At 71.2% G+C, this 24,500-nt stretch carries 24 protein-coding genes; 9 read left to right on the top strand and 15 right to left on the bottom strand.

Annotation, left to right across the window (positions count from 1 at the left end):
• Window positions 1–17: 17 nt before the first annotated feature.
• Window positions 18–989 carry a TIGR01777 family oxidoreductase gene (locus ACFUO4_RS25685; protein WP_383488772.1) on the bottom strand — a complete coding sequence of 324 codons (972 nt, stop codon included), beginning with the start codon at window positions 987–989 and terminating at the stop codon, window positions 18–20.
• A 173-nt stretch (window positions 990–1,162) separates the two neighbouring features.
• Here ACFUO4_RS25685 and ACFUO4_RS25680 point away from each other — a divergent pair, with 173 nt between their 5' ends.
• Window positions 1,163–3,169, top strand: coding sequence for an NPCBM/NEW2 domain-containing protein (locus ACFUO4_RS25680; protein WP_383488769.1), 2,007 nt, complete (start codon window positions 1,163–1,165; stop codon window positions 3,167–3,169).
• A 97-nt stretch (window positions 3,170–3,266) separates the two neighbouring features.
• Here ACFUO4_RS25680 and ACFUO4_RS25675 read toward each other — a convergent pair whose 3' ends face one another.
• Window positions 3,267–4,214: an ROK family protein gene (locus ACFUO4_RS25675; protein ID WP_383488766.1), complete on the bottom strand. Its 948-nt coding sequence runs from the start codon at window positions 4,212–4,214 to the stop codon at window positions 3,267–3,269.
• A gap of 207 nt (window positions 4,215–4,421) precedes the next feature.
• Between ACFUO4_RS25675 and ACFUO4_RS25670 the strand changes: the two genes are divergently transcribed.
• Entirely contained in the window at window positions 4,422–5,471 is a 1,050-nt protein-coding gene (locus ACFUO4_RS25670; protein ID WP_079310252.1) for a LacI family DNA-binding transcriptional regulator, read from the top strand.
• Between the two features lie 70 nt (window positions 5,472–5,541).
• Window positions 5,542–6,369 carry a hypothetical protein gene (locus ACFUO4_RS25665; protein ID WP_079310226.1) on the top strand — a complete coding sequence of 276 codons (828 nt, stop codon included), beginning with the start codon at window positions 5,542–5,544 and terminating at the stop codon, window positions 6,367–6,369.
• On the opposite strand, the gene ACFUO4_RS25660 is transcribed toward ACFUO4_RS25665, so the two are convergent.
• Both ACFUO4_RS25660 and ACFUO4_RS25655 read right to left on the bottom strand, forming a co-directional pair.
• A complete protein-coding gene (locus tag ACFUO4_RS25660; protein WP_383488763.1) occupies window positions 6,315–8,081 on the bottom strand; it encodes a protein kinase in 1,767 nt (588 codons plus the stop codon). The genes ACFUO4_RS25665 and ACFUO4_RS25660 overlap by 55 nt on opposite strands.
• 87 nt (window positions 8,082–8,168) lie before the next feature.
• On the bottom strand, window positions 8,169–9,458 hold the full coding sequence (locus ACFUO4_RS25655; protein WP_079310227.1) for a DUF6986 family protein: 1,290 nt from the start codon (window positions 9,456–9,458) through the stop codon (window positions 8,169–8,171).
• A 191-nt stretch (window positions 9,459–9,649) separates the two neighbouring features.
• On the opposite strand from ACFUO4_RS25655, the gene ACFUO4_RS25650 reads away from it, so the two are divergent.
• On the top strand, window positions 9,650–10,543 hold the full coding sequence (locus tag ACFUO4_RS25650; RefSeq protein ID WP_079310228.1) for an endonuclease/exonuclease/phosphatase family protein: 894 nt from the start codon (window positions 9,650–9,652) through the stop codon (window positions 10,541–10,543).
• Window positions 10,544–10,604: 61 nt separating this feature from the next.
• On the opposite strand, the gene ACFUO4_RS25645 is transcribed toward ACFUO4_RS25650, so the two are convergent.
• The 4 genes from ACFUO4_RS25645 to ACFUO4_RS25630 all read right to left on the bottom strand — a co-directional run bounded on the left by ACFUO4_RS25645 (window position 10,605) and on the right by ACFUO4_RS25630 (window position 13,767).
• Window positions 10,605–11,567 carry an electron transfer flavoprotein subunit alpha/FixB family protein gene (locus ACFUO4_RS25645; RefSeq protein WP_383488758.1) on the bottom strand — a complete coding sequence of 321 codons (963 nt, stop codon included), beginning with the start codon at window positions 11,565–11,567 and terminating at the stop codon, window positions 10,605–10,607.
• A 51-nt stretch (window positions 11,568–11,618) separates the two neighbouring features.
• Window positions 11,619–12,407 (bottom strand): electron transfer flavoprotein subunit beta/FixA family protein, encoded by a 789-nt coding sequence (locus ACFUO4_RS25640; protein ID WP_383488755.1) that lies wholly within the window; start codon window positions 12,405–12,407, stop codon window positions 11,619–11,621.
• 243 nt (window positions 12,408–12,650) lie between these two features.
• Window positions 12,651–13,160, bottom strand: coding sequence for a flavin reductase family protein (locus ACFUO4_RS25635; RefSeq protein WP_383488752.1), 510 nt, complete (start codon window positions 13,158–13,160; stop codon window positions 12,651–12,653).
• A gap of 193 nt (window positions 13,161–13,353) precedes the next feature.
• Entirely contained in the window at window positions 13,354–13,767 is a 414-nt protein-coding gene (locus tag ACFUO4_RS25630) for a thioredoxin family protein (protein ID WP_079310232.1), read from the bottom strand.
• A 76-nt stretch (window positions 13,768–13,843) separates the two neighbouring features.
• Here ACFUO4_RS25630 and ACFUO4_RS25625 point away from each other — a divergent pair, with 76 nt between their 5' ends.
• From ACFUO4_RS25625 to ACFUO4_RS25615, 3 genes are all read left to right on the top strand, one after another.
• On the top strand, window positions 13,844–14,257 hold the full coding sequence (locus tag ACFUO4_RS25625) for a DUF4395 domain-containing protein (RefSeq protein WP_383488749.1): 414 nt from the start codon (window positions 13,844–13,846) through the stop codon (window positions 14,255–14,257).
• 192 nt (window positions 14,258–14,449) lie between these two features.
• The gene (locus ACFUO4_RS25620) at window positions 14,450–15,178 is read left to right on the top strand and encodes a lysophospholipid acyltransferase family protein (protein ID WP_079310234.1); all 729 of its coding nucleotides are present in this window, start codon (window positions 14,450–14,452) and stop codon (window positions 15,176–15,178) included.
• Between the two features lie 91 nt (window positions 15,179–15,269).
• Window positions 15,270–16,295, top strand: coding sequence for a hypothetical protein (locus ACFUO4_RS25615; protein ID WP_383488745.1), 1,026 nt, complete (start codon window positions 15,270–15,272; stop codon window positions 16,293–16,295).
• 12 nt (window positions 16,296–16,307) lie between these two features.
• On the opposite strand, the gene ACFUO4_RS25610 is transcribed toward ACFUO4_RS25615, so the two are convergent.
• The 6 genes from ACFUO4_RS25610 to ACFUO4_RS25585 form a co-directional block, all read right to left on the bottom strand.
• Window positions 16,308–17,537 (bottom strand): hypothetical protein, encoded by a 1,230-nt coding sequence (locus ACFUO4_RS25610; protein ID WP_383488742.1) that lies wholly within the window; start codon window positions 17,535–17,537, stop codon window positions 16,308–16,310.
• Window positions 17,538–17,563: 26 nt separating this feature from the next.
• Complete coding sequence (locus tag ACFUO4_RS25605; protein ID WP_383488739.1) at window positions 17,564–18,268, bottom strand: B3/4 domain-containing protein; 705 nt, start codon at window positions 18,266–18,268, stop codon at window positions 17,564–17,566.
• An 8-nt stretch (window positions 18,269–18,276) separates the two neighbouring features.
• Complete coding sequence (locus ACFUO4_RS25600; protein ID WP_383488736.1) at window positions 18,277–18,870, bottom strand: transglutaminase family protein; 594 nt, start codon at window positions 18,868–18,870, stop codon at window positions 18,277–18,279.
• Window positions 18,871–19,122: 252 nt separating this feature from the next.
• Window positions 19,123–20,193: a low specificity L-threonine aldolase gene (locus ACFUO4_RS25595; protein WP_079310241.1), complete on the bottom strand. Its 1,071-nt coding sequence runs from the start codon at window positions 20,191–20,193 to the stop codon at window positions 19,123–19,125.
• Window positions 20,190–20,939, bottom strand: a complete 750-nt coding sequence (locus ACFUO4_RS25590; protein WP_079310242.1) for an SDR family NAD(P)-dependent oxidoreductase — start codon at window positions 20,937–20,939, stop codon at window positions 20,190–20,192. Before ACFUO4_RS25590 ends, ACFUO4_RS25595 begins: the two co-directional genes overlap by 4 nt.
• Before the next feature lie 50 nt (window positions 20,940–20,989).
• Complete coding sequence (locus tag ACFUO4_RS25585) at window positions 20,990–22,387, bottom strand: DUF6421 family protein (protein WP_383488732.1); 1,398 nt, start codon at window positions 22,385–22,387, stop codon at window positions 20,990–20,992.
• A gap of 354 nt (window positions 22,388–22,741) precedes the next feature.
• Between ACFUO4_RS25585 and ACFUO4_RS25580 the strand changes: the two genes are divergently transcribed.
• Window positions 22,742–23,425, top strand: a complete 684-nt coding sequence (locus ACFUO4_RS25580; RefSeq protein WP_079310244.1) for a glycerophosphodiester phosphodiesterase family protein — start codon at window positions 22,742–22,744, stop codon at window positions 23,423–23,425.
• Window positions 23,426–23,440: 15 nt separating this feature from the next.
• Here ACFUO4_RS25580 and ACFUO4_RS25575 read toward each other — a convergent pair whose 3' ends face one another.
• Window positions 23,441–23,971, bottom strand: a complete 531-nt coding sequence (locus tag ACFUO4_RS25575) for a GNAT family N-acetyltransferase (protein ID WP_383488728.1) — start codon at window positions 23,969–23,971, stop codon at window positions 23,441–23,443.
• A gap of 70 nt (window positions 23,972–24,041) precedes the next feature.
• On the opposite strand from ACFUO4_RS25575, the gene ACFUO4_RS25570 reads away from it, so the two are divergent.
• Window positions 24,042–24,434, top strand: coding sequence for a VOC family protein (locus ACFUO4_RS25570; protein WP_383488725.1), 393 nt, complete (start codon window positions 24,042–24,044; stop codon window positions 24,432–24,434).
• Window positions 24,435–24,500 lie beyond the last annotated feature (66 nt).

Here is a 24,500-nt window from a genome sequence, read left to right as displayed (position 1 = left end):
GCGAAACGGCACCGGGGTCACGCGCTCGTCCGCGCGGGCACCCGGCCGGTTCCGGTACGGGCGCGTCGTACGAGGTCACGGGCGGCGTCGGACCACTGCGGATATTCGAAGGCGAACCCCGCCTCCCGCAGGCGTCCCGGCACCACCCGGCGGCTCTTCAGCAGCAGTTCGGTGTCCGAGCGCAGGACGAACGCCCCGATCTCGGCCATCCACCGGGTGGCGGGTAGCCCGACGGGCATGCCCTGGGCGGCCCGCAGGTCCCGCATGAAGGCGCGGTGCGGCAGCGGGCCGGGGGCCGCGAGGTTCACCGGCCCGGCGAGGTCGTCACGGTCGACCAGGAACTCGACCGCGCGGACGAAGTCGTCCTCGTGGATCCAGGAGACGTACTGCGCCCCGCCCGCCACGGGACCGCCGAGGCCGAGCCGCACCATGGTCCGCAGCACGTCGAAGACCCCGCCGCGGTCCGGGCTCATGACCATGGCGGACCGGAGAGCGACCTTCCGGGTGTGCGGGGTGTCGGCCTCCTCCTGGGCCCGCTCCCAGCGCTCGGCGATCTCGACGCTGTAGGCCCAGTAGTCGGGGACGTCCGGCTCGGTGCCGCCGACCACTCCGGTCGCCTCGTCGTGGGGCGCGTCGAAGCGATGGGCGTAGACGGTGGCCGTGCTCATCTGCAACCAGAGGCGTGGCGGTCGTACGGCGCCCGCGATCGCCTCTCCGACGACCCTCGCGGAGTCGACCCGCGAGTCCATCATGGCCTTCAGGTTGGCCGGGGTGTAGCGGCAGCTGACGCTGCGCCCCGCCAGGTTGATCACCACGTCGCTGCCGTCGACCGCCTCGGTCCAGGGCCCGAGCGTCTTCCCGTCCCACTGCACCTCATGGTCCCGGGCCCGCCGCCGGGTCAGGACGACCACGTCATGTCCTGCCACGCGCAGAGCGCGCTCGAGGACGGTACCCACCTGCCCGGTTCCCCCGGGAATCACGAACTTCATCAGGCTCCCCCTTCGTAGGGGGAGAGCGTAACGCACAGAGTTGAACGCGTTCAAAAACAGCGCCCATCCCGAACCTGTCCTCCCCCGACCTGTCCGACAGAGGTCTACCGGGATCACGCTTCGACGCGTACATGTAGTCATCCCACCTTTCGCTGGTACGGAGGAACGTAAGGATGCGTAACCTTCACACCCGCACAACCCGTGGCCGAGTGGTCGGAGCACTCACCGCCGCACTGCTCGCCGCCGCAGGACTCGCCGCACCCTCGGCGCGGGCCGCCGCACCCGCCCTGGACGACGGTCTCGCCCTCACCCCGCCCATGGGCTTCAACAACTGGAACTCCACGCACTGCCGCGCCGAGTTCAACGAGGCGATGGTCAAGTCGATCGCGGACATCTTCGTGGACAAGGGCCTCAAGGGCGCCGGGTACCAGTACGTCAACCTCGACGACTGCTGGGCCCTGCCCGAGCGGAACGCGGACGGCAAGCTCGTCCCGGACCCCGTCCGCTTCCCGAACGGCATCAAGGCGGTCGCCGACTACGTCCACTCCAAGGGACTGAAGTTCGGCATCTACACGAGCGCGGGCACCAAGACGTGCAACAGCGCGGGATTTCCCGGCGCGCTGGGCCATGAGTACAGCGACGCCCAGCAGTTCGCGGACTGGGGCGTGGACTATCTCAAGTACGACAACTGTAACAACCAGGGCGTGGACGCCAAGGCGCGCTACACGACCATGCGCGACGCCTTGCGGGCGACCGGCCGGCCCATCGTCTACAGCATCTGCGAGTGGGGCGAGAACAAGCCCTGGGAATGGGCGTCCGACGTGGGCCACCTGTGGCGCACGACCGGCGACATCAGCGACAACTGGGGCTCGATGCTCTCGATCCTGCGACAGAACCTCCCGCTCGCCGAGCATGCAGGCCCCGGGCACTGGAACGACCCGGACATGCTGGAGGTCGGCAACGGCGGCATGACGGACACCGAGTACCGCTCGCACTTCTCCCTGTGGTCGATCATGGCCGCGCCGCTCCTCATCGGCTCCGACCTGCGCCACGCGAGCGACGCGACCTACGAGATCCTCGGCAACAAGGAGGTCATCGCGGTCGACCAGGACCCGCTCGGCAAGCAGGGCACCGTGGTCTCCTCGGAGGGCGGCCGGTGGGTCGTCGCCAAGCAGATGCGGGACGGCAGCCGCGCGGTCGCCCTGTTCAACGAGACCGGCACCGCACAGCGCATCGCCACGACCGCCGCGGCCGTCGGCCTGCCCGCCGCCGACGCCTACACCCTGCGCGACCTGTGGCAGCACCGCAGTTACAACACCGCGGGCACCATCGCCGCCACCGTCCCGGCCCACGGCACGGTCCTCCTACGGGTCTCCGCCGACCCCGGGTGGGCCAAGCACCCGCCGGCCGCGGAACTCGGCCTGGAGGGCAGCCAGTTGATCGAGGCCGGCGCCCCGGCCACGCTGACGAGCAAGGTCACCGACCTGGGTCGCACCCCGGCCCGGCAGGTCTCGGTCGCCCTCACCGGCCCCGCGGGCTGGTCCGTACGCCCCACCTCGGCGACCACGGCGGCCGTCCTGACGACGGGCCGGTCCCTGCGCACCGGATGGACGGTGGCCGCCCCGGCCGGGACGCCCACCGGGTCGTACGACCTGACACTCAAGGCGAGTTACCGCTCACCGGCAGGCGTCCGCGTCGCCACGGCCCTGACCGTGACGGTCTCCGTGGTGGTGCCGCCGCCCCCGGGGACCTCCCCACTCAGCGAACTGCCCTGGCTGTCGGCCCTGAGCGGATGGGGGCCGGTGGAGCGCGACATGAGCAACGGGGAGAACGCCGCGGGCGACGGACATCCGATCACCATCGGCGGCGTGGTGTACGCCAAGGGACTTGGTGTGCACGCCCAGAGCATCATCGAGTACTACACGGGCAGGACGTGCGAGACGGTCACCGCGGACGTCGGCGTCGACGACGAGAAGGGTGCCGCCGGAACGGTCGCCTTCGAGATCTGGGCGGACGGCACCAAGGTCGCCTCGACCGGCGTCCTCACCAACGCGATGCCGGCCCAGCCGCTCACCGCGGACGTCACCGGCGCCCAGGTGGTCCGGCTCGTCGTCACCGACGGCGGCGACGGCCTCGACTCGGACCACGCGGACTGGGCGGACGCGCAGTTGACCTGCTGAACTCCGCCGGGCGGCCCGGCCACACCGACCGGCCCGCCCGGCCTCCGGCGCCGACATCCCAGCGGCCACCGCCCCCGGCGTGAACGTTCCTGCGGGATCAGACCGGTGCCTTGTCCGCGCCCTTGGCGAGCGCCGCCGCAGCCGCCCCCACCAAACCCGCGTCCGTTCCCATCTGGGCCGGCACGACCGCCAGCCGCTGGACGAAGGACAGGGTGGCGTAGTCGGTCAGGGCCTTGCGGAGCGGGGCTAGGAGTACCTCGCCCGCCTTGCCCACTCCCCCGCCGATCACCGCGATGTCGATCTCGACGAGGGTCGCGGTGGCGGCGATCCCGGCGGCCAGCGCCTGCGCGGCCCGCTCGAAGGAGGCGGCCGCGATCGGATCGCCGGCCCGGGCCGCGGCGGCCACCGCGGCGGCGGAGGTGTCGCCGTCCGGCCCCGGCCGCCAGCCGTTCTCGTACGCCCGGCGGGCGATGTTGGGGCCACTGGCGATCCGCTCCACGCAGCCGCGGGAGCCGCAGGCGCACGGGTCGCCGTCCATGTCCACGCTGATGTGGCCGATATGGCCCGCGTTGCCGGTCGGCCCCGGGTGCAGCCGGCCGCCCAGCACCAGGCCGCCGCCGACACCCGTCGACACCACCATGCACAGCGCGTTGTCGTGCCCGCGCGCGGCGCCCTGCCAGTGCTCGGCCGCCGTGATCGCCACGCCGTCGCCGATCAGCTCGACCGGCAGCCCGCCCGTCGCCTCCCGGACCCGCCGGACCAGTGGATAGTCGCGCCAGCCGGGCACGTTGACCGGGCTCACGGTGCCCGCGGAGGCGTCCACGGGGCCCGCGCTGCCGATACCGAGGGCCGAGGCGCTTCCCCACAACGGCGACACGGTGAGTTCGCCGAGCACCTCCTCTACGGCCCGCATGACGGTCTCGCCGTCCTCCTGGGCGGGCGTGGCGCGCTGCGCGCGGACCAGGATGTGGCCGCGGTCGTCGACCAGCGCACCGGCAATCTTGGTGCCGCCGATGTCGAGCGCTGCCACGAGGTCGGTGTGCATCAGTGTCAGATCTCCCCGTCAACCGTCGGAAAGGGCGGGCCGTTCCGAGGTGGGGGCACGGACACGGCAATTGTGGTGGACAGTGTCCCCCGCATCTGACAACGTTGTCCAGGCTCTATGCTCGACGCCACATCCTCATACAAAATCATGGACGCCGCACCCCTCCCGCGTGGACGACCCGTGGACGACAGGACAGGACGCCGCATCGTGCCCGAGACCACCCGCCGTGCAGACCGATCCGCCACCATGCGTTACGGCAACCGTCCGACGATGAAGGACGTGGCGGCACGCGCCGGAGTGGGCCTCAAGACGGTCTCCCGCGTGGTCAACGGCGAGCCGGGCGTCACCCCGGAGACCGAGCGGCGGGTGCAGGAGGCCATCGACGCGCTCGGCTTCCGCCGCAACGACAGCGCGCGGGTGCTGCGCAAGGGCCGTACCGCCAGCATCGGCCTGGTCCTCGAAGACCTCGCGGACCCGTTCTACGGCCCGCTGAGCCGCGCGGTCGAGGAGGTGGCCCGCGCCAACGGCGCCCTGCTGATCAACGGCTCCAGCGCGGAGGACCCGGACCGCGAGCAGGAGTTGGTGCTGGCGCTGTGCGCCCGGCGTGTGGACGGCCTGGTGGTCATCCCGGCCGGTGACGACCACCGCTATTTGGAGCCGGAGTTGAAGGCGGGCGTCGCCACGGTGTTCGTGGACCGTCCGGCCGGGCAGATCGATGCCGACGTGGTCCTGTCCGACAACTACGGCGGCGCCCGCGACGGCGTCGCCCACCTCATCGCGCACGGCCACCGCCGGATCGGGTTCATCGGCGACATGCCCCGCATCCACACTGCGGCCGAGCGGCTGCGCGGCTACCGGGCCGCGATGGAGGACGCGGGGATACCGGTCGAGGAGAAGTGGATGTCCCTCGGGGTCACCGATCCGGAGCGGGTGCGCCGGGCGGCCGAGGAGATGCTGTCCGGGCCTGATCCGGTCACCGCGGTCTTCGCGGGCAACAACCGGGTGACGGTCACCGTGGTCCGGGTCCTCGCCGAGCACGCGCGCCAGGTCGCCCTGGTCGGCTTCGACGACATCGAGCTCGCCGACCTGCTCCAGCCCGGCGTCACCGTCGTGGCCCAGGACGCCGCCGCCCTCGGCCGCACGGCCGCGGAGCGGCTGTTCCGGCAGCTGGACGGCACGCTGGTCACCCCGGAGCGGATCGAACTGCCGACCCGGCTGATCACCCGCGGCTCGGGCGAACTGCCGCCGGCGGACTAGGGGCTGTCCGGTGGATCAGGTCGCAGGAAAGCAGCGTCACCTCATTGATGCCACACCCCGCGGCCGCGGCATGATCCGCCGGACCGGCCCTGAGGCCGTGCCCTTGAGCGACCGCACCCTGGAAGCGCTCGGTCTGGCCGAGGCGCCGCGCGATCACCCGCTGCTCTACCCGGGCGCGTGGCCCTCGGACTCCGGACTCCTCGACGGCGACCGGCTGTTGCCCCTCGACCGCCTCCTGCACGAGGACCGCGTCCCCGTCCTCGCCGTCGGCTCCAACGCCAGCCCGGCCCAACTGCGCCACAAGATGGCCGAGTACGGGATCGTCTCCCCGATCCCGATGGTGCGCACCCGCGTCACGGGCATCGCCATCGGCGTCTCCGCGCACGTCAGCCGGCTGGGCTATGTGTCCGCATCCCCGGTCGAAGCACCGGGAGCCGTACAGGAGTTGTACGTCATCTGGCTCGACGCCGAGCAGCTGGCGGTCGTCGACGCGAGCGAGGGCGCGCATCTGACGGCCGGGAACTACCGGCGCGCGTGGCTGCCCGCCCCCGACGTGCGGTGCGAACTCGCCGACGGCACCGCACTGCCGGGCGCGTATGTGTACGTCAACACCCATGGCGTGCTCCACGACGGCACCGGTACCCCGCGCGGCCACCCCGGCCAGCGGCCGCTGCTCACCGAACTCCTCGTCGCCTCGCCCCGGTTGAGGGAGCTGTTCGGCGTCACGCCCGAGGAGTTCTGCGCCCGGGCGCGCGCCGACCACGAGCTGTGCCGGGAGGGGACACGGCTGTTCAAGCGGGAGAAGCTGGTGACGGTCTCCGGCCTGGAGCGGTACGCGGAGGCTCAGCAGACCGGCAGTCCGGGCACCGGCTCGTCGTTGTCGCCGCCCTTGATGTAGACGTCACTGACGAAGACGCCGGTGTTGCCGCTGTCGTCGTCGGTCTTCGCCCACCAGACGTTGGTCCACTCGCCGTCGGTCTCGCGGCGGCCCAGATTCTGCTGGCAGTAGAAGTAGTTGGTGCCCGCACCGAGGATGCCGACCTTGGCGCCGGCCGCGGTGTAGGAGTCGGCGGTCTTCCAGACCTCGCAGTTGTACTTGCCGCCGCCTATGGAGACGCAGGACGCGGCGGGTTTGGTCGTCTCGTCGGCGCCGCTGTCGCTGGTGGCGGGGGCATGGCCGCCTGAAGTCCTGTTCGGGGCCGGGGTGGTGGCCCGCTCGGTGGGCTCGCTGTCGGCCGTGCGACTCGCCGACGGAGTTGCCGTGGGTGTCTTCTTGCCGCCCTTCTCCGTCGGTTCGGGCCCGTCCGTGCGTACGGCGTCGCCCCGGCCGCTCGCCGCCGGCGTGACCTCGGCAGCGGTACGGGGGGACGTGGACCGCGCGTCGGTGTCCTTGTCACCCGAGCCGTTCAGGACGGCCACGGTCACCCCGGCCGACGCGAGCACGACGGCGACGGCCGCGGCCACGAGCAGGACGCGGCGCCGGCCGCGGGCCGGGCGGGGGGTGTCCATGGGGCCGGTGACGTCCGGGATGCCGGGTCCCGGGGGCGGGCCGAAGCCGGACGGCGCCTCCTGTGCCGGGGGCGGGCCGAAGCCGGACGGCGCCTCCTGTGCCGGGGGCGGGCCGAAGCCGGACGGCGCCTCCTGTGCCGGGGGCGGCCCGAACCCCTGCGGCACCGACGGCACGCTGTGCTCCGTCACCACGGGCGCCGCCACGGCCGTACCCCGCAGCCGGGTCGTGCCGGAGTCGGCCGTCGCGGATTCCGCGACCGCCTGGAGCAGTGCGGCGGCCTCCTCCGCCTCCGGGCGCCCCTCGGGGCGCTTGTCGAGGAGCCGCTGGAGCACGGGCGCGAGCGCGCCCGCGCGCGTGGGCTGCGGCAAGGGCTCCGAGACGATGGCGGTGAGTGTGGAGAAGGTGGACGTACGCCGGAACGGCGAGGCGCCCTCGACCGCCGCGTACAGGGTGGCGCCCAGGGCCCAGACGTCCGAGGCGGGGCCCGGGTCGGCGCCCTGGGCGCGCTCGGGTGCCAAGTAGTCCAGGGAGCCGACGAGTTCGCCGCTGCGGGTCAGATGGGTGGCGGAGCCGTCGCCCGGGTCGTCCATCGTCGCGATGCCGAAGTCGGTGAGGACCACGCGGCCCGAGCGGTCGAGCAGGATGTTGCCGGGCTTCACGTCCCGGTGCAGGACGCCGGCGCGGTGGGCGGCGGCGAGCGCGTCCATGACCTTGGCGCCGATGCCGGCGGCCTCGTGGGGGTCGAGGGTGCCGCGGTCGCGCAGGACGTCGTCCAGGGACGGGCCGTCGACCAGTTCCATGACGATCAGCGGGCGGCCGTCGACCTCTCCCACGTCGTGCACGGCGATCACGCCGGGATGGCGCACCCGGGCCGCCGCGCGGGCCTCGCGCTGCATGCGCAGCCGCAGATCGGACAGTTCCGGCCCGTCCGCGTCGGTGTAGGTGCGCAGTTCCTTGACGGCGACCTCACGGCCGAGGACCTCGTCCACCGCCCGCCAGACCACACCCATGCCGCCCCGCCCGAGCTGGGCCACGACGCGATAGCGCCCGGCCAGCAGCCGGCCGGTCCCGTCCGTCCGTCCGTTGTCCCCCGAAGACACCGCCGCCCCGTTCCTCCGTACGCATGTGCAAGGTCGCGTACAGAGTACGGGGCGGCTGTGACAGTCCTCGCCGAGGTCGCCGAGGTGTTACTTGGCCGAGGCCGTCAGGTCCGCGCGGCGGGGTCCGGCGTACGACTGGAGGCGCGCCAGGGTCAGCCCGGTGAGCCGGGTGACCTCGCCGGTGTCCAGGGCGCCGCAGTCCAGGCCGCGCAGGAGGTACCCGGCGAGGGCCTTGGCGGTGGCGGGCTCGTCCATGACGTCGCCGTCGACGTGGTTGGCGTAGGCGGCGAGGCGCTTGGCGGCCGCTTCGAAGCCTTCGCGGTAGAAGGCGAAGACGGCCGCGTAGCGGGTGGGGAGGTGGCCGGGGTGCATGTCCCAGCCCTGGTAGTAGGCGCGGGCCAGGGCGCGCCGGGTGAGGCCGTAGTGCAACCTCCAGGCCTCGTGGACCTTCTCGGTGCTGCCGACCGGCAGGACGTTGGTGGAGCCGTCCGAGACGCGTACGCCGGTGCCGGCGGCGGCGACCTGCATGATCGCCTTGGCGTGATCGGCGGCCGGGTGGTCGCTGGCCTGGTAGGCGGCGGAGACGCCGAGGCAGGCGCTGTAGTCGAAGGTGCCGTAGTGCAGGCCGGTGGCGCGGCCCTCGGCGGCGTCGATCATGCGGGCGACGGTGGCGGTGCCGTCGGCGGCGAGGATCGCCTGGCTGGTCTCGATCTGGATCTCGAAGCCGATCCGGCCGGGGGCCAGGCCGCGCGCCTTCTCGAACTGCTCCAGGAGCCGGACCATGGCGGTGACCTGCTCGGGGTAGGTGACCTTGGGCAGGGTGAGGACCAGTCCGTCGGGCAGTCCGCCGGCCTCCATCAGGCCGGTGAGGAAGACGTCGAGGGTGCGGATGCCGCGGTCGCGGACCGGGGACTCCATGCACTTCATGCGGATGCCCATGTACGGGGCGGCGGTGCCGTTCTTGTACGCGTCCGCAACGAGCCGGGCCGCGCGGGCGGCGTCCTGGTCCTCGTCGGAGCCCTTGTAGCCGTCCTCGAAGTCGACGCGCAGGTCCTCGATCGGCTCGCGCTCCAGTTTGGCCCGCACGCGCGTGTGGACGGGTTCGGCGAGTGCGTCGGAGAGTCCGAGCACGGCGGCGAAGGACGCGGCGTCCGGAGCGTGCTCGTCGAGGGCCGCGAGGGCCTGGTCGCCCCAGGAGCGCAGGGTGCCGGCGGCGAAGACGTCGCCGGGGACGTAGACGGTGTGGACGGGCTGGCGGGTGCCCGGGTCGCCGGGGTAGCGGCGCTCCAGCTCGGCGTCGACCGGCGCGAGGGAGGCGCTGATCTCCTCGCTGACGGCGCCCGCGAGGCTCGTCGCCACCTGCTCCTGCTGACCCATGCCACACCCTCCTGTTTTCCGCACTACGGAATCAACAATCCGTAGAACGAAGTTATCCGTGGATCTTCCCGCAGGTCAACACCCCGTCCACAGCATGGGCCGCCACGCCCCTTCCGGCATCTCCGGCCCCACCACGCCCTCTTTCGCCCACCGGTTCCCCCGTTCATCCTGATCCGTCGGGAGGGGATTACATGCCGGACACCGACAGAATGACGCGTCGCATGGGACTGAGAACCGTGGTGGCCACCGCGCTCACCCTGCCTCTGATGGCCACGATGCCCGCGTCCGCCGCCCGCTCGGTCGGGCGCCGCCTCGATGCCATGACCTTCAACCTGCGCTTCGCCAGTGCCGTCGGACCCAACAGCTGGGCCGTCCGCCGCCCGGTGATGCGCGCGCTCCTGCGCCGCGAGACCCCCACGTTCCTCGGCACCCAGGAGGGCCTCTACCAGCAACTGCTGGACATCCACGCCGACCTCGGCCCGCACTACGCCTGGATCGGCACCGGCCGCGAGGGCGGCAGCCATGACGAGTCGACCGCGGTCTTCTACGACACCCGGCGCCTGGCCCCGCTCGAACACGACACCTACTGGCTCTCCGACACTCCCCGGACGATCGGCTCGAACACCTGGGGTGCCGCGCTCCCCCGGATCGTCACCTGGGTCCGCTTCCGCGACCGCGCCGACGACGACCGCGAGTTCTATGTCCTCAACACCCATCTCGACCATGTGAGCCAGTACGCGCGCGAGCGCGCCACCCTGCTCATCACCGAGCAGATCGCCGCGTTCGACCGTTCGCTGCCGGTCGTCGTCACCGGCGACTTCAACGCCGCGGCCCACGACAACCAGGCCTACGACAACCTCGTCGAGTCCGGACTCGTCGACACCTGGGACGCGGCGGCCGAACGCGGTGCCGCGTACGGGACGTTCCACGGCTACGAGCCGCTGACGCCCGGCGGCGAGCGCATCGACTGGATCCTGGCCACGACCGGGGTGAAGGTCCACCGTGCCTCGATCAACACCTTCGCCGTCGACGGGCAGTTCCCCAGCGACCATCTGCCGGTCCAGGCCGCGTTGACCCTGGGATGAGCCGAGGCCCCCGCCACCGCCGGGAAGCGGTCGCGGGGGCCTCGGTCAGGCGCTGCGGGGATCAGCCCTTGCGGGCCTTGATCTCCTCGGTCAGGGCGGGGACGACGTCGAAGAGGTCGCCGACCACGCCGTAGTCGACCAGGTCGAAGATCGGGGCCTCGGCGTCCTTGTTGATCGCCACGATCGTCTTCGAGGTCTGCATGCCCGCGCGGTGCTGGATCGCTCCGGAGATGCCGGAGGCGATGTACAGCTGCGGCGAGACCGACTTGCCGGTCTGGCCGACCTGGTTGGTGTGCGGGTACCAGCCGGCGTCCACGGCGGCACGCGAGGCGCCGACGGCCGCGCCGAGGGAGTCGGCGAGCGCCTCGATGATCGCGAAGTTCTCGGCGCCGTTGACGCCACGGCCGCCGGAGACGACGATCGCGGCCTCGGTCAGCTCGGGACGGCCGGTCGACTCGCGCGGGGTGCGCGCGGTGACCTTGGTGCCGGTCGCGGCGGCGGAGAAGGTCACGGACAGCGCCTCGACCGCGCCGGCGGCCGGGGCGGCCTCCACGGCGGCCGAGTTCGGCTTGACCGTGATGACCGGGATGCCCTTGGAGACACGGGACTTGGTGGTGAAGGAGGCGGCGAACACCGACTGGGTGGCCACCGGGCCCTCGTCGCCGGCCTCGAGGTCGACGGCGTCGGTGATGATGCCGGAGCCGATGCGCAGCGCCAGACGGGCGGCGATCTCCTTGCCCTCCGCGGAGGACGGGACCAGCACGGCGGCCGGGGAGACGGCCTCGACGGCGGCCTGGAGGGCGTCGACCTTCGGGACGACCAGGTAGTCGGCGTACTCGGCGGCCTCGTGGGTGAGGACCTTGACCGCGCCGTGCTCGGCGAGGGCGGCGGCGGTGTCACCGGCGCCGTTGCCCAGCGCGACGGCGACGGGCTCGCCGATGCGGCGGGCCAGGGTCAGCAGCTCCAGGGTGGGCTTGCGGACGGCACCGTCCACGTGGTCGACGTAGACGAGAACTTCAGCCATGGGAATGCTCTCCTGCTTGGATCAGATGAGGGGCGGTCGGCGAACTCGGGCTCAGATGAACTTCTGGCCCGCGAGGAACTCAGCGAGCTGCTTGCCGCCCTCGCCCTCGTCCTTGACGATCGTGCCCGCGGTGCGCGCCGGACGGGCCGCCGCGGTCTCGACCTTGGTCCAGGCACCCTCGAGACCGACCTCCTCGGCCTCGATCTCGAGGTCCTCCAGGTCCCAGGACTCCACCGGCTTCTTCTTGGCCGCCATGATGCCCTTGAAGGAGGGGTAACGCGCCTCGCCCGACTGGTCGGTGACGGACACGACGGCCGGCAGGGACGCCTGAAGCTGCTCGCTCGCGGCGTCGCCGTCCCGGCGGCCCTTGACGGTGCCGTCCTCGACGGAGACCTCGGACAGCAGGGTGACCTGCGGGACGCCCAGGCGCTCGGCGAGCAGCGCCGGGACGATGCCGGCGGTGCCGTCGGTGGAGGCCATGCCGGAGATGACCAGGTCGTAGCCGGCCTTCTCGATCGCCTTCGCGAGCACCAGCGAGGTGCCGATCGCGTCGGTGCCGTGGAGGTCGTCGTCCTCGACGTGGACGGCCTTGTCGGCGCCCATGGACAGCGCCTTGCGCAGGGCGTCCTTGGCGTCCTCGGGGCCCACCGTCAGGACGGTGATCTCCACGTCCTCGTCGGAGTTCTCCGAGATCTGCAGCGCCTGCTCGACCGCGTACTCGTCCAGCTCGGAGAGCAGACCGTCCACGTCGTCCCGGTCGACGGTCAGGTCATCGGCGAAGTGCCGGTCGCCAGTGGCGTCGGGCACGTACTTCACGGTGACAACGATCCTCAAGCTCACGCCGGCTCTCCTACTGCTGCGTCGACATTTGTGTGCTGCCTACTTGCAGGCAGCATAGGCGCCCCAAGCGGCCGATCCCGATCGGGGCGGCCCGCGCTCCGATCGAAATATTACTCGTCAGTACACCCAGTTCGTTCCCGCTAAGCAAGCGCTTTGAACTGTGACCTTTGCAACGCAGCGTAATCGGAACTCGACGGTCCCGCAGGGGGAGAGCGGAGGAAAGCCGGCGTGCGCCGCGAGTCGTCAGTCGCGCAGTCCGCTGAATCCGCCCTGGTGGTACAGCAGCGGACGGCCGGGGCCGGCGGGGTCACCGAGGAGCACCTCGGCGAGGACGATCCGGTGGTCGCCCGCGGGCACGCGCGCGACGACGCGGCACACCACCCAGGCCAGGACGTCGTCGAGGACGGGGACACCCTGGGGCCCCTCGCGCCAGCCGGTGGGCGCGCCGAAGCGGTCGGCGCCGCTGCGGGCGAAGGTGGCGGCCAGCTCCTGCTGGTGCTCGCCGAGTATGTGGACGCCGACGTGCTCGGTGCCGGATATCGCGGGCCAGCTGGAGGCTCCGGTGCCGATACCGAAGGACAGCATCGGGGGCTCGGCGGAGACGGAGGTGAGCGAGGTGGCGGTGAAGCCGACCGGGCCGCCCTCACCACGGGCGGTGATCACGGCGACGCCCGCCGCGTGCCGCCTGAAGACGGAGCGCAGCAGATCGGGGGAGGCGAGCTGAGGGGTGCGGAGGTCCGGCGTGGCCGTCATGGGGTCGTCCTTCTGCGAGGTGGGGCGAGCTGGTCCGTGGCTGCTCAACAGCCCGGACAGCGCGCGCTCGCGGTGCGGGCCAGGTCGACGTGGACCCGCCCGAAGAGAAGGAGTTCCGAAGGCATACGGTCAGGCTGACGATAGGTGGTACGCCCAGTCAAGTACGTCCCGGCATATGGGAGCTGCCTCACCGTCACACGGCCTCGCCGAGGGCCGCGATGACATCCGCCTTGCGCGGCTGCCCGGTGGCGCGCCGCACCACCCGCCCCTGGGCGTCGAGCACCAGCACGGTCGGCGTCTTGAGGATGTCCAGTTCGCGTACGAGGTCCAGGTGGGCCTCGGCGTCGATCTCGACGTGGGCGACCCCGGGGACCAGGTCGACGACCTCGCCGAGGACTCTCCGGGTGGCCCGGCAGGGCGCGCAGAAGGCGCTGGAGAACTGGACGAGGGTGGCCCGCTCCCCCAACTCCGCGCCCAGCTCGGCCGAGCCGAGCCGCTTGTCGTCGTCGCGCCCGCGCACCCGTACTCTCCCGCTCCGCTGCCTGTGCAGCACTCCGTAGGCGCTCGCCGCAGCGAGCACCACGACACACACCACGACTCCGGTCATCACCCAGCTCCAGCGTTCACGAGACTGCAAAGATTCCCGACTCCACGCACGGCATTCCTTGCGGAATGCTTCATTCATGGACATCGACGTGAGGGGACCGCGCTTCGGGGCGGCCGTGACGACCCTAGTACTGGCGGTCGTGCTGATCACCGGCAGTGTGTGGCTCCTGGCCTGGCAGACCCTGGCGTTCGCACTGGGGGCCGCGGGCGGCGTGGGGCGTTCGCCGTACGGCTGGCTGTTCCGGAAGGTCGTGCGGCCCCGCATCGGTCCGCCGACCGAGTTCGAGGCGCCCGAACCGCCGCGGTTCGCGCAGGCGGTGGGCCTGGCCTTCGCGGTCGTGGGGCTGATCGGGTACGGCGTCGGACCGCAGTGGCTGGGGCTCGCCGCGACGGGGGCCGCGCTCGCGGCCGCGTTCCTGAACTCCGCGTTCGGGTACTGCCTGGGGTGCGAGATGTACCTGCTCGTGCGGCGCGTGACCGTACGCGCGTAGTAAAGGCGACGTAAAAGCACGAGGTGGATCAAGGCGCCGACGTGACAAGGATCTCGCCGTTCGCGGGCACGAGGACTGGCCCCCCGCCCGTTCTTGGGGCACGATCTGCGAGATACCGTAAACCTACGGTGTCGTAACTTTCCCGCCGGGAACCCCCTTTCCCAGGCAGAGAAGGAAGGGTCCACCCCGTCCATGGCAGAGCTTGTCTACCGACCCGTCGTCGGCCTCGCCCGCACGCTGTTCAAGGTGTGGGACCTGAAGATCGACTGCAAGGGTTCGGAGAACATCCCGCGCTCTGGCGGCGCCGTGCTGGTGAGCAATCACATCAGCTACCTGGACTTCGTCTTCGACGGGCTGGCCGCACTGCCCCAGAAGCGTCTCGTGCGCTTCATGGCCAAGGAGTCCGTGTTCCGGCACCGGATCTCCGGTCCCCTGATGCGCGGGATGAAGCACATCCCCGTGGACCGCAAGCAGGGCGAAGCGGCCTACCAGCACGCGCTGCAGTCGCTGCGCGCCGGTGAGATCGTCGGGGTCTTCCCCGAGGCCACGATCTCGCAGTCGTTCACGCTCAAGACCTTCAAGTCGGGTGCCGCGCGCCTGGCTCAGGAGGCGGGCGTGCCGCTGATCCCGATGGCGCTGTGGGGCACGCAGCGGCTGTGGACCAAGGGCCACCCGCGCAACTTCAAGCGCAGCCACACCCCGATCACGATCCGGGTCGGCGAGCCGGTCGAGGCGCCCAAGGACAAGTACGCGGGCGCGATCACCCGTCAGCTGCGCGAGCGCGTCCAGGAGCTCCTGGAGGCCGCCCAGCGCGCCTACCCGGTCCGTCCCAAGGACGCCGACGACACCTGGTGGATGCCCGCCCACCTCGGCGGCACGGCGCCCACCCCGGAAGAGGTCAAGGCCGCCGAGGCCCGCTGACCTCCCGAGATCACCGACCCGCGCCGCCGGCTCCGCCGCCCGACCGATAGGGTCCCGCCCGTAAACGGGTGGACTGCTACGGGGGCAAGGAATGCGGCGCTGGGTCAAGGTGTCGGTGTCGGCTGCGGTCGTGCTGGGGTTGGGCGGCTGGATCGCCACCCCGTACGCACAGGACTGGTGGCTGCTGCGCACGGCCTGCGACGGCGCGTTGCCGGTCGACGCGGTCCGTGAACTCGGGCGCGACGGGGACCACTTCAAGGACGCGGAATCCGCGACCCACGAGGAACTCGGCGACTACGTCTGCTCCCTCGGCTTCGACGGCGACGACGTGCGTGACGACCGGCTGCTGGCGACCGAGGCGTACACCCGGCGGGACGACGTGGACCGGGAGTTCATGACGGTCCTGTCCGAGTCCGGGTTCGACCGCGTGGGCCCGATGGCGGACGGACTGCCCGGCTACATCGACAAGTACGGCGCCCTCCAGTTCCTCCTCCCCTGCCCGGAGTTGGGCAGGGACGACGAGGGACGGCAGCGCAAGCTGCTGGTCCGCACCTGGCTCGGCCGGGACACCCTGCGGGCCACCCCCGCCGCCTACGAGACGGCGGTCGCGCTCACCAACTCCGCCTCCGACCGCCTGGGTTGTGGCGCCGAGCCGCTCGAGGCGCCTGGCGGGGACGCCGCGCCGGTGGATCCACAGGAGGACCCGAAGACGGTGCCGCTCGCCGACGCGGGTGACACGGCGTGCGGGTGGGCGCTCAAGTCCGGTGGGCTCAAGGCCGCGCAGTGGCGGGTGGCGGTGCTCATGAACGACGCGGGCCCGGTGGGGCGTTGCGACCTGTACGCGCGGGACGCCGACTCCGGCGAGTGGGAACCCCGGCTGTGGTTCGCCGCCTGGTACGGCGACTGGAGCAACCGTCTGCTCGCCGAGCAGCGACGGCACGACCCCGACTCCCGTACGGCGACCGCCCGTTGCGACGGCGAGGCCGCCAACTTCGCGCTCAGCGCCGGCAAGGACGTCCCCGGCGTCGACGAGACCGGGCAGCGCAAGCTCTTCGCGGCCTTCACCGAGACGCAGACCGCGCGGCGGGACTGCACGGAACTGCGCCTCGGCGACTGACCCTGTCCCCGTTCAGTACGAGGTCAGCCAGAGCGCTCTGACGTACCGGTCGTCGATCAACTGCCGTAGCTGCGTCGCGCGTTCCGTCGGCACCTTGCGCGCCGTCGCCCAGGCGTCGAGGACGGCGAACAGCTGGCGCCGCCCGTCCGCCAGGTCACCGCTCAGCGGTCCGGAGACCGGCCGCTCGGCGATGTCCCCCATGACCGGCCGGCTGCTCACCTGACGCGTGGCCGCCTGATAGGCGCCGCGCGTGTGCTCTCGCACGGCCTTGTCGAAGGCGGCGAGGTCGGGGATCGTGCCGTCCCTGGCGTACCGCGCCCGGTGGTTCATGAGGCTGCCGATACGGTCGGTGAGGTGTTCCAGGTCGATGTCGGCCCAGGTCGTGGTCGACTTCGGGCTGCCGTCCTTCTCCTTGCCCGGCCGGTAGTCGGGGTCGGCGCCGTCACGGGTGAGGCGTTCGAGGTAGTAGGCGAAGTACGCGCGCTCGGCGTCGTAGAGGATCGCGAACGCCTCGGGGTCCTTGGCGAGTTCGCCGACCAGGGCCTCCGGGTCCGCCCGTACGTCGGAGTAGGGCTGGGTGTGCTCGAAGTCGGCGTGGGCCTCGCGCGGAGCCAGGAAGCGGCCGTACGTCGTCCAGCCGGTGTCGTCCGGAGCGGCGGCCACGGCGTCCACCGCCGGGCTGTACGCGTCGCGGTCGGGGCTCAGGAAGCGGTTGGCGTCGACCACGTACTCGGCGAGGACGCGGGCCACGCCGGGCGCCGCGCCGCTGGGCACGGCGTCGTCGTCGAACGCGGCGACCACGGCGTACGCGGCACGGGCCTGGGCGAGCGTGTGCGGCTTGCCCCGGGCCGTGGCCCGGGTGGCGGCGTCGACGACCTGCCCGAGCACCGCGCCGCCGTCGCCGCACGGGTTCCCGTGGATCAGCAGCTCGCGCACGGCGTCGTAGCGGGACAGGTCCTCACCGGGGTCGAGCGCGCGGGTGGCGGCGGCCGGGCTCTTCGCGAGGGCGCGGGTCGAGGCGGGGATCTCCTGGCAGGGAGCGTCGTCGCCGGAGTCCGCGAGGACGATCGGTACGGTCGTGGCGGTCGCGAGCAGGGCCAGCGCCACCGCCGAGGTGAGCAGCCAGTGCTTCCTCAGCCGGGCGAGGGGCCGCGTGGACTGCGTGCCGGTGCCGGTGTCGGTGAGCGGCACCCGCTGCTCGTCGGTGCCGGTGCTGTTCTCTTGTGTTCCCCCGTCATGCATACGGGGAGGTTAACGACCGCGACGGATCAGCCGCGCACCGGGGCGGCGGCGTGCACCTCGATATGCGCCCCGGGGCTGAACTTCTCCAGCAGCTCGGCGAGTTCGGCGCCCGCCCGCTCGACCTCGGCGACCGGCATCGGGGCGAGGCTCTCCAGCAGGAAGATCCCGGAGACGGTGTCCTCGGTGAGCCGGGTGCGCGGTCCCTGGCGCCAGTTCCAGCGGCGGCAGGTGACCCCCAGCTCGTCGCGCCACACCACCTCACCGGCGTCGGGGTGCTCGACGACCTCCTCACCTCCGGCCATGGTCACGAAGTCCTCGTCACCGCCGGCCCGCACGAGCCGCATCCCGCCCTGGATACGGTCGATGTCCTCACCGCCGACCGGGATCAGGTGAGCGACGCTGATGGCGTTGTAGAGGTCGACGAGCAGGTTGATCCGGGGCAGTCCGCCGTCCGCCAGCGCCCTCTTGGCCAGCGCCTCCGCGGAGTTGCGGGTCCGTGACGGCTTCGACCCGAACGCCGTGTACACCTCGCGCCAGGCCGCCATGTGCGGGTCCTCGTGCGGGGCGCGGCCGTCCAGGCGTACGGCGAGACGGCGGGCCGCGTCGTCGAGGAGCGCCGAACTGGCCTCGGTGCTCGGGCCGTTGACGAGACCGTGGGCCTCGATCGCGACGTGTGTGAAGCCGGGCGCGAGGGCGCGGACCTCGTCGGACACGGTGAGGGAGAAGGTCATCGCCTGCCTCAGAGTTCGGTCGGGAGCGTCTTCCACAGGTGGGGCCGGTCGGGCGCGGCTTTGAGGACGCTCAGGACGGCCGGGTGAGGTTCAGCATACAGGACTGGATAGTCCACCTCATTGGACTCAGGGTCGGGCACCCAGGCCAGCAGCTCACCGTCGAGGGAGAACTGCGCGTCCACGCCGGGCTTGTTTCCGCGCGGGTCCTGCCGGTGCCAGGCCCCGTTGAACCGCACGGCGACGAGTCCGTGCACGGCATGCCCACTGCCGTCGTCGTGCGCCAGGCGCTGGTAGCACAGGGCCGTCGGGATGTCCTCGGCCCGCAACAGGGCCGCCAGGGCATGGGACTTGGCGTAGCAGATGCCGGTGCCCTGCCCCAGCACGTCGGAGGCCCGCCAGGTGACGCGCAGGTCGCCGCTGTCGCCGGAGTGGGGAATGGCGTCCCGCACGAACTCGAAGGCCAGCCGCGCATAGGCATACGAGTCCACGGCCTGCCGGGCGAGCCGGGCGGCCGTGTCCCGCACGACGGGGTGGTCGTGGTCGATGACCTCGTCGGCGGCGAGATAAGCGGACAGGTCAGGGGTGTTCTGGATCAGCTCCATGGCCGCAGAGCATAGGAATGCGATCACCCGGTGGTCAATTGTTTTCCGGTTGATCGCATATTTATGCATCCAGAGGGGGCCGTCAGGAAGGCGGCAGCCTGCCGCGCCGTCTCCGGGGACAGGTGGACGAGAAGGCCGGGCGACTCGTAGAGGTCGTGCATCGGACCGAAGTCCTTCGAGAGGGGCTCCGCGATCCCCGCCTCCCACTCCGCCCGAAAGACCTCCCCATGGCGCCCGACCTTAATATGCCGCCTAGTTGGCCATCTCCTCCTTGAGCGCCGCCACGAACGCGTCCACGTCGTCCTCCGTCGTGTCGAAGGCGCACATCCAGCGGACGACGCCCGCGTTCTCGTCCCAGAAGTAGAAGCGGAAGCGCTTCTGGAGGCGGAGACTCACGTCGTGCGGGAGCTTGGCGAAGACACCGTTGGCCTGGACCGGGTAGAGGATCTCGACGCCGTGCACGGCGCGGACGCCCTCGGCCAGCCGCTGGGCCATCTCGTTGGCGTGGCGGGCGTTGCGCAGCCACAGGTCCTTGGCGAGCAGGGCCTCCAACTGCACCGACACGAAACGCATCTTGGAGGCGAGCTGCATGGACAGCTTGCGCAGATGCTTCATGTGGGAGACCGCGTCCTGGTTGATCACCACGACCGCCTCGCCGAACAGCGCGCCGTTCTTCGTCCCGCCGAGGGAGAGGATGTCGACGCCGACCGCGTTGGTGAACGTCCGCATGGGGACGTCGAGGGACGCGGCCGCGTTGGCTATGCGGGAGCCGTCGAGGTGGACCTTCATGCCGTGCGCGTGGGCGTGGTCGCAGATCGCGCGGATCTCGTCCGGCGTGTACAGCGTGCCGAGCTCCGTGCTCTGGGTGATCGAGACGACCTGCGGCATCGCGCGGTGCTCGTCCTCCCAGCCCCACGCCTGCCGGTCGATCAGCTCGGGGGTGAGCTTGCCGTCCGGGGTGGGGACGGTCAGCAGCTTCAGGCCGCCCATCCGCTCCGGCGCCCCGCCCTCGTCGACGTTGATGTGGGCGCTCTCGGCGCAGATCACCGCACCCCACCGGTCGGTGACCGCCTGGAGCGCCACGACGTTGGCACCGGTGCCGTTGAAGACCGGGAACGCCTCCGCCGTGGGGCCGAAGTGGCTGCGGATGATCGCCTGGAGGTTCTCGGTGTAGTCGTCCTCGCCGTAGGCGACCTGGTGCCCGCCGTTGGCCAGGGCCAGGGCGGCGAGCACTTCCGGATGGGCGCCGGCGTAGTTGTCGCTGGCGAAGCCCCGGGTGTCCGGGTCGTGATGGCGCCGGGCGTCGGTCTTCGGCGGGTTCACGGCTTCTCGGTGAGCCACAGACGGTTTCCGTTCACTTCTCCGGCGGGCTTGTCCCAGACCTCGGCGATGGCTCCGGCCAGATCCTTGACGTCCGTGAAGCCCGCGAACTTGGCGTTGGGTCGCTCGGCGCGCATCGCGTCGTGCACCAGGGCCTTGACCACCAGGATCGTGGCGGCGGAGGTGAGCTCCTCGCCGGCCCCGGCCTTGCGGAAGAAGTCTGCCATGGCGAGCGTCCACGCCTCGGCGGCGGCCTTGGCGGCGGCGTACGCGGCGTTGCCCGCGGTGGGCTTGGTCGCGCCCGCCGCGCTGATCAGGACGTAACGGCCGCGGTCGCTGCGCTGGAGCGCCTCGGAGAAGGCGAGGGAGGTGTGCTGCACGGTGCGGATGAGCAGCAGCTCCAGGAAGTCCCAGTCGTCGAGGCTGGTCTTGATGAAGGTCTCGCTGCCGCGCCAGCCGCCGACGAGATGGACGACGCCGTCGACCCGGCCGAAGTCCTTCTCGATGCCATTGGCCCAGTCCCGCGTGGAGTCCAGGTCGAGCAGGTCGACCGGCTCCCCGGTGACGGTGGCGCCGCCGCCCGCGTCGCGGGCCGCGCTGACCGCCTCCGCGAGGCGCTCGGGGTCGTTGTCCGCGCCGACGACGGTCGCCCCGGCCTCGGCGAGCCGCAGCAGTGTCGCGCGACCGGCGGGTCCACCCGCGCCGGCCACCGCGATCACCGCACCGCTGAGAGCTCCGTTCCCCGCCATGTTCTTCGCCTCCTGAGCTTGCCGTGCAGTGTTCTCGGTACCGCGGTCGTTCACGCGGCGACCCGCTCGGCGCTCTCCGCACGGATGCCCTTGGTGCCGGCGATCACGTTCTTCAGCTTCTTGGAGAGGGCCTCATAGAACATGCTCAGCGGAAACTCGTCCGGAAGCACGTCATCGACGAGTTTCCGGGGCGGCTGGGACAGGTCCAGGGCGTCGGGACCCTTGGCCCACTTGGAACCCGGGTGCGGGGCGAGGTACTGCGAGACCAGGTCGTAGGCGGCGAACCAGTGGACGAGCTTCGGACGGTCGATGCCGGCCCGGTAGAGGTCCTCGATCTCGGCGCACAGCTGGTTGGTGACCTGCGGGGCGCGCTGCCAGTCGATGTGCAGCTTGTTGTCGGTCCAGCGGACGACGTCGTGCTTGTGCAGGTAGGCGAAGAGCAGCTGGCCGCCGAGGCCGTCGTAGTTGCGGACCCGCTCGCCGGTCACGGGGAAGCGGAACATGCGGTCGAAGAGGACCGCGAACTGCACGTCGCGGGCCTGCGCCACGCCTTCCGCCTCCAGCTTCACGGCCTCCTTGAAGGCGGTGAGGTCGCAGCGCAGCTCCTCCAGGCCGTACATCCAGAACGGCTGGCGCTGCTTGATCATGAAGGGGTCGAAGGGCAGGTCGCCGTGGCTGTGGGTGCGGTCGTGGACCATGTCCCACAGGACGAAGGCCTCCTCGCAGCGCTTCTGGTCGTGGACCATCGCGGCGATGTCCTCGGGCAGGTCGAGGCTCAGGATGCCGACGGCGGCGTCGGTGACGGCACGGAAGCGGGCAGCCTCGCGGTCACAGAAGATGCCACCCCAGGAGAATCGTTCCGGCGCCTCGCGCACGGCGATCGTCTCGGGGAAGAGCACGGCGGAGTTGGTGTCGTAACCGGCCGTGAAGTCCTCGAACTTGATGCCGCAGAACAGCGGGTTGTCGTAGCGGGTGCGCTCCAGCTCGGCCAGCCAGTCCGGCCACACCATGCGCAGCACGACCGCTTCGAGGTTGCGGTCCGGGTTGCCGTTCTGCGTGTACATCGGGAAGACGACCAGGTGCTGCAGGCCGTCCGCGCGGCCCTTGGCGGGCTGGAAGGCGAGCAGCGAGTCGAGGAAGTCGGGCACCTCGAAGCCACCCTCGGCCCAGCGCGCCAGGTCCTTCACCAGGGCCTCGTGGTAGGCACGGTCGTGCGGGAGCAGCGGGGACAGCTCCTCGACGGCCGCCGTGACCTCGCGTACGGCCGCTTCGGCGGTGGCGTGGTCCGGGGCACTCTCGGCCGTGAAGTCGATCGACCCGTCCTTGGACTGCCAGGGCCTGATCCGCTCCACGGCACCCTTGAGCACGGGCCACGCCGGGTGGTCCACCACCCTGGTCACGGGAGGAACCTGCTCCTCCATAGCCGCCTGCACAAGAATTTCCGTCATGTCCCATCCTCCACGGGAGAACCTCGCGTCAGGAAACCGTATACATATGAGGTTCCTGCCAGCAAGAGGGGCCTCCGCAAATTATCCTGCCCACCCTCATGGTCACGAAACTTTTTCCTGCCGGATGCCATGGCGGCGCTCCGGATGGGTATACGTGATCTTCTTGGGGCCTCCGGGCCGGCATCGGCGGTCAATGCCCGCGGGACTCGCCCACCCCAGGGTGACCAGCCGGAACGGTCCCGGCCAGGTCCGCCCCACATGTCACCCGATCCCCCGTGTACGCAGGGGTTCATCATCGGCCGAGGCCATTAGGCTGCGGAAGCCGAGCCGCCGTCGACGGAAGCGAGTTGAACCTTGAACTTCCTTACCATCGGTCATCGCGGAGTCATGGGTCTCGAACCCGAGAACACCCTCCGTTCCTTCGTCGCCGCCCAGCAGGCAGGCTTCGACGCCATCGAACTCGACCTGCACCTCAGCAAGGACGGGGCCCTCGTCGTCATGCACGACACGGACGTGGACCGCACGACCGACGGGACCGGTCCGATCGCCGAGAAGACACTCGCCGAGCTGCGCACCCTGGACGCGGGCAAGGGCGAGAAGGTCCCGGTCTTCGAGGAGGTCCTGGAGGCGGTGCGGGCGCCGCTCCAGGCCGAGATCAAGGACATCGCGGCCGCGCGGGCGCTGGCCGAGGTCATGCTCAAGCGGGACCTGGTGGGCCGGGTGGAGGTGTCCTCGTTCCACGACGAGGCGATCGCCGAGATCTCCCGTCTGGTGCCGGGTGTACGGACCGCGCTGATCGGCAGCCGGTACGGCACCGACATCGTGGAACGCGCCGTCGAGGCCGGGGCGGCCACCGTCTGCCTCAACATTCGCCGGATCACCCTGGAGATCGTCGAGCACGCCCGCAAGGCGGACCTCAGGATCATCGGCTGGGTGGTGAACACGCAGGACCATCTGCGTCTCGTACGCGCCCTGCAACTGGACGGCGCGACCACCGACTACTCGGAGATCAAACGCACCGCCCGCTTCACGGCGTGACGATCCGGACAGGCCCTAGGCGAGCGGCTTGACCAGCAGCTCGAACTGCAGGTCGTCGCGCTGGGGGATGCCGAAGCGCTCGTCGCCGTACGGGAACGGGGTCATCCGGCCCGTACGGCGGTAGCCGCGGCGCTCGTACCAGGCGATGAGGTCGTTCCGTACGGAGATCACCGTCATGTGCATCTCGGTGACGCCCCAGGTCTCCCGCGCCGCCCGCTCCGCCTCCGCGATGATCACCTTGCCGAGGCCGCCGCCCTGGAGCCGGGGGCTGACGGCGAACATCCCGAAGTAGGCGTGGTCGCCGCGGTGTTCGAGCTGGCAGCAGGCGACGACCTCGCCCTCGCGCTCCACCGTGAGCAGCCGGCTGTCCGGCGACTTGATGACCTGCAGCACACCCTCCGGGTCGGTCCGCTGCCCCTCCAGGATGTCCGCCTCGGTGGTCCAGCCGGCCCGGCTCGCGTCCCCGCGGTACGCCGACTCGATCAGCGCGACCAGCGCGTCCACGTCGGCGTCGGTGGCATCGCGGAAGGTGAGTCCAGCGGTCATGGGGCGTTTCTCCACTCTCGGGCACGACACGGGCACCGATGAGCGTAACGCCCGCACTAGGCTCCGCCGCATGGTGCACGTACTGAGCGGACGGACCCTGATCCACCCCGTCGACCCCGAACGTTCCCGCGTCTTCTACGGCGAACAGCTCGGCCTCGCCGTCTACCGCGAGTTCGGCACAGGACCGGAACGCGGCACCGTCTACTTCCTCGGCGGCGGCTTCCTGGAGCTCTCCGGCCGTTCCGAGACCCCGCCCTCCGCGGCCGTCCGTCTGTGGATGCAGGTCGAGGACGTGACCGCGGCGCACGAGGAGCTGGTGGCGAAGGGCGTCGAGATCGCGCGACCGCCGGTGAAGGAGCCATGGGGCCTGATCGAGATGTGGCTCACCGACCCGGACGGCATCAGGATCGTCCTCGTCGAGGTCCCCGGGGACCATCCGATCCGCTTCCGCCCGGGCATCTGAGGGCCGCGGCCGCGACCGGCGGGTTCCTGCTGTGGCCTGGGCTCCGGCCGAATGGCGGCCCTACCT

The sequence above is a fragment of the Streptomyces sp. NPDC057280 genome (genome assembly GCF_042668605.1).
Taxonomy (GTDB): Bacteria; Actinomycetota; Actinomycetes; order Streptomycetales; family Streptomycetaceae; genus Streptomyces.
Note: the sequence above shows the minus strand (reverse complement) of the source record. Positions and strands in the feature narration are given on the sequence as shown.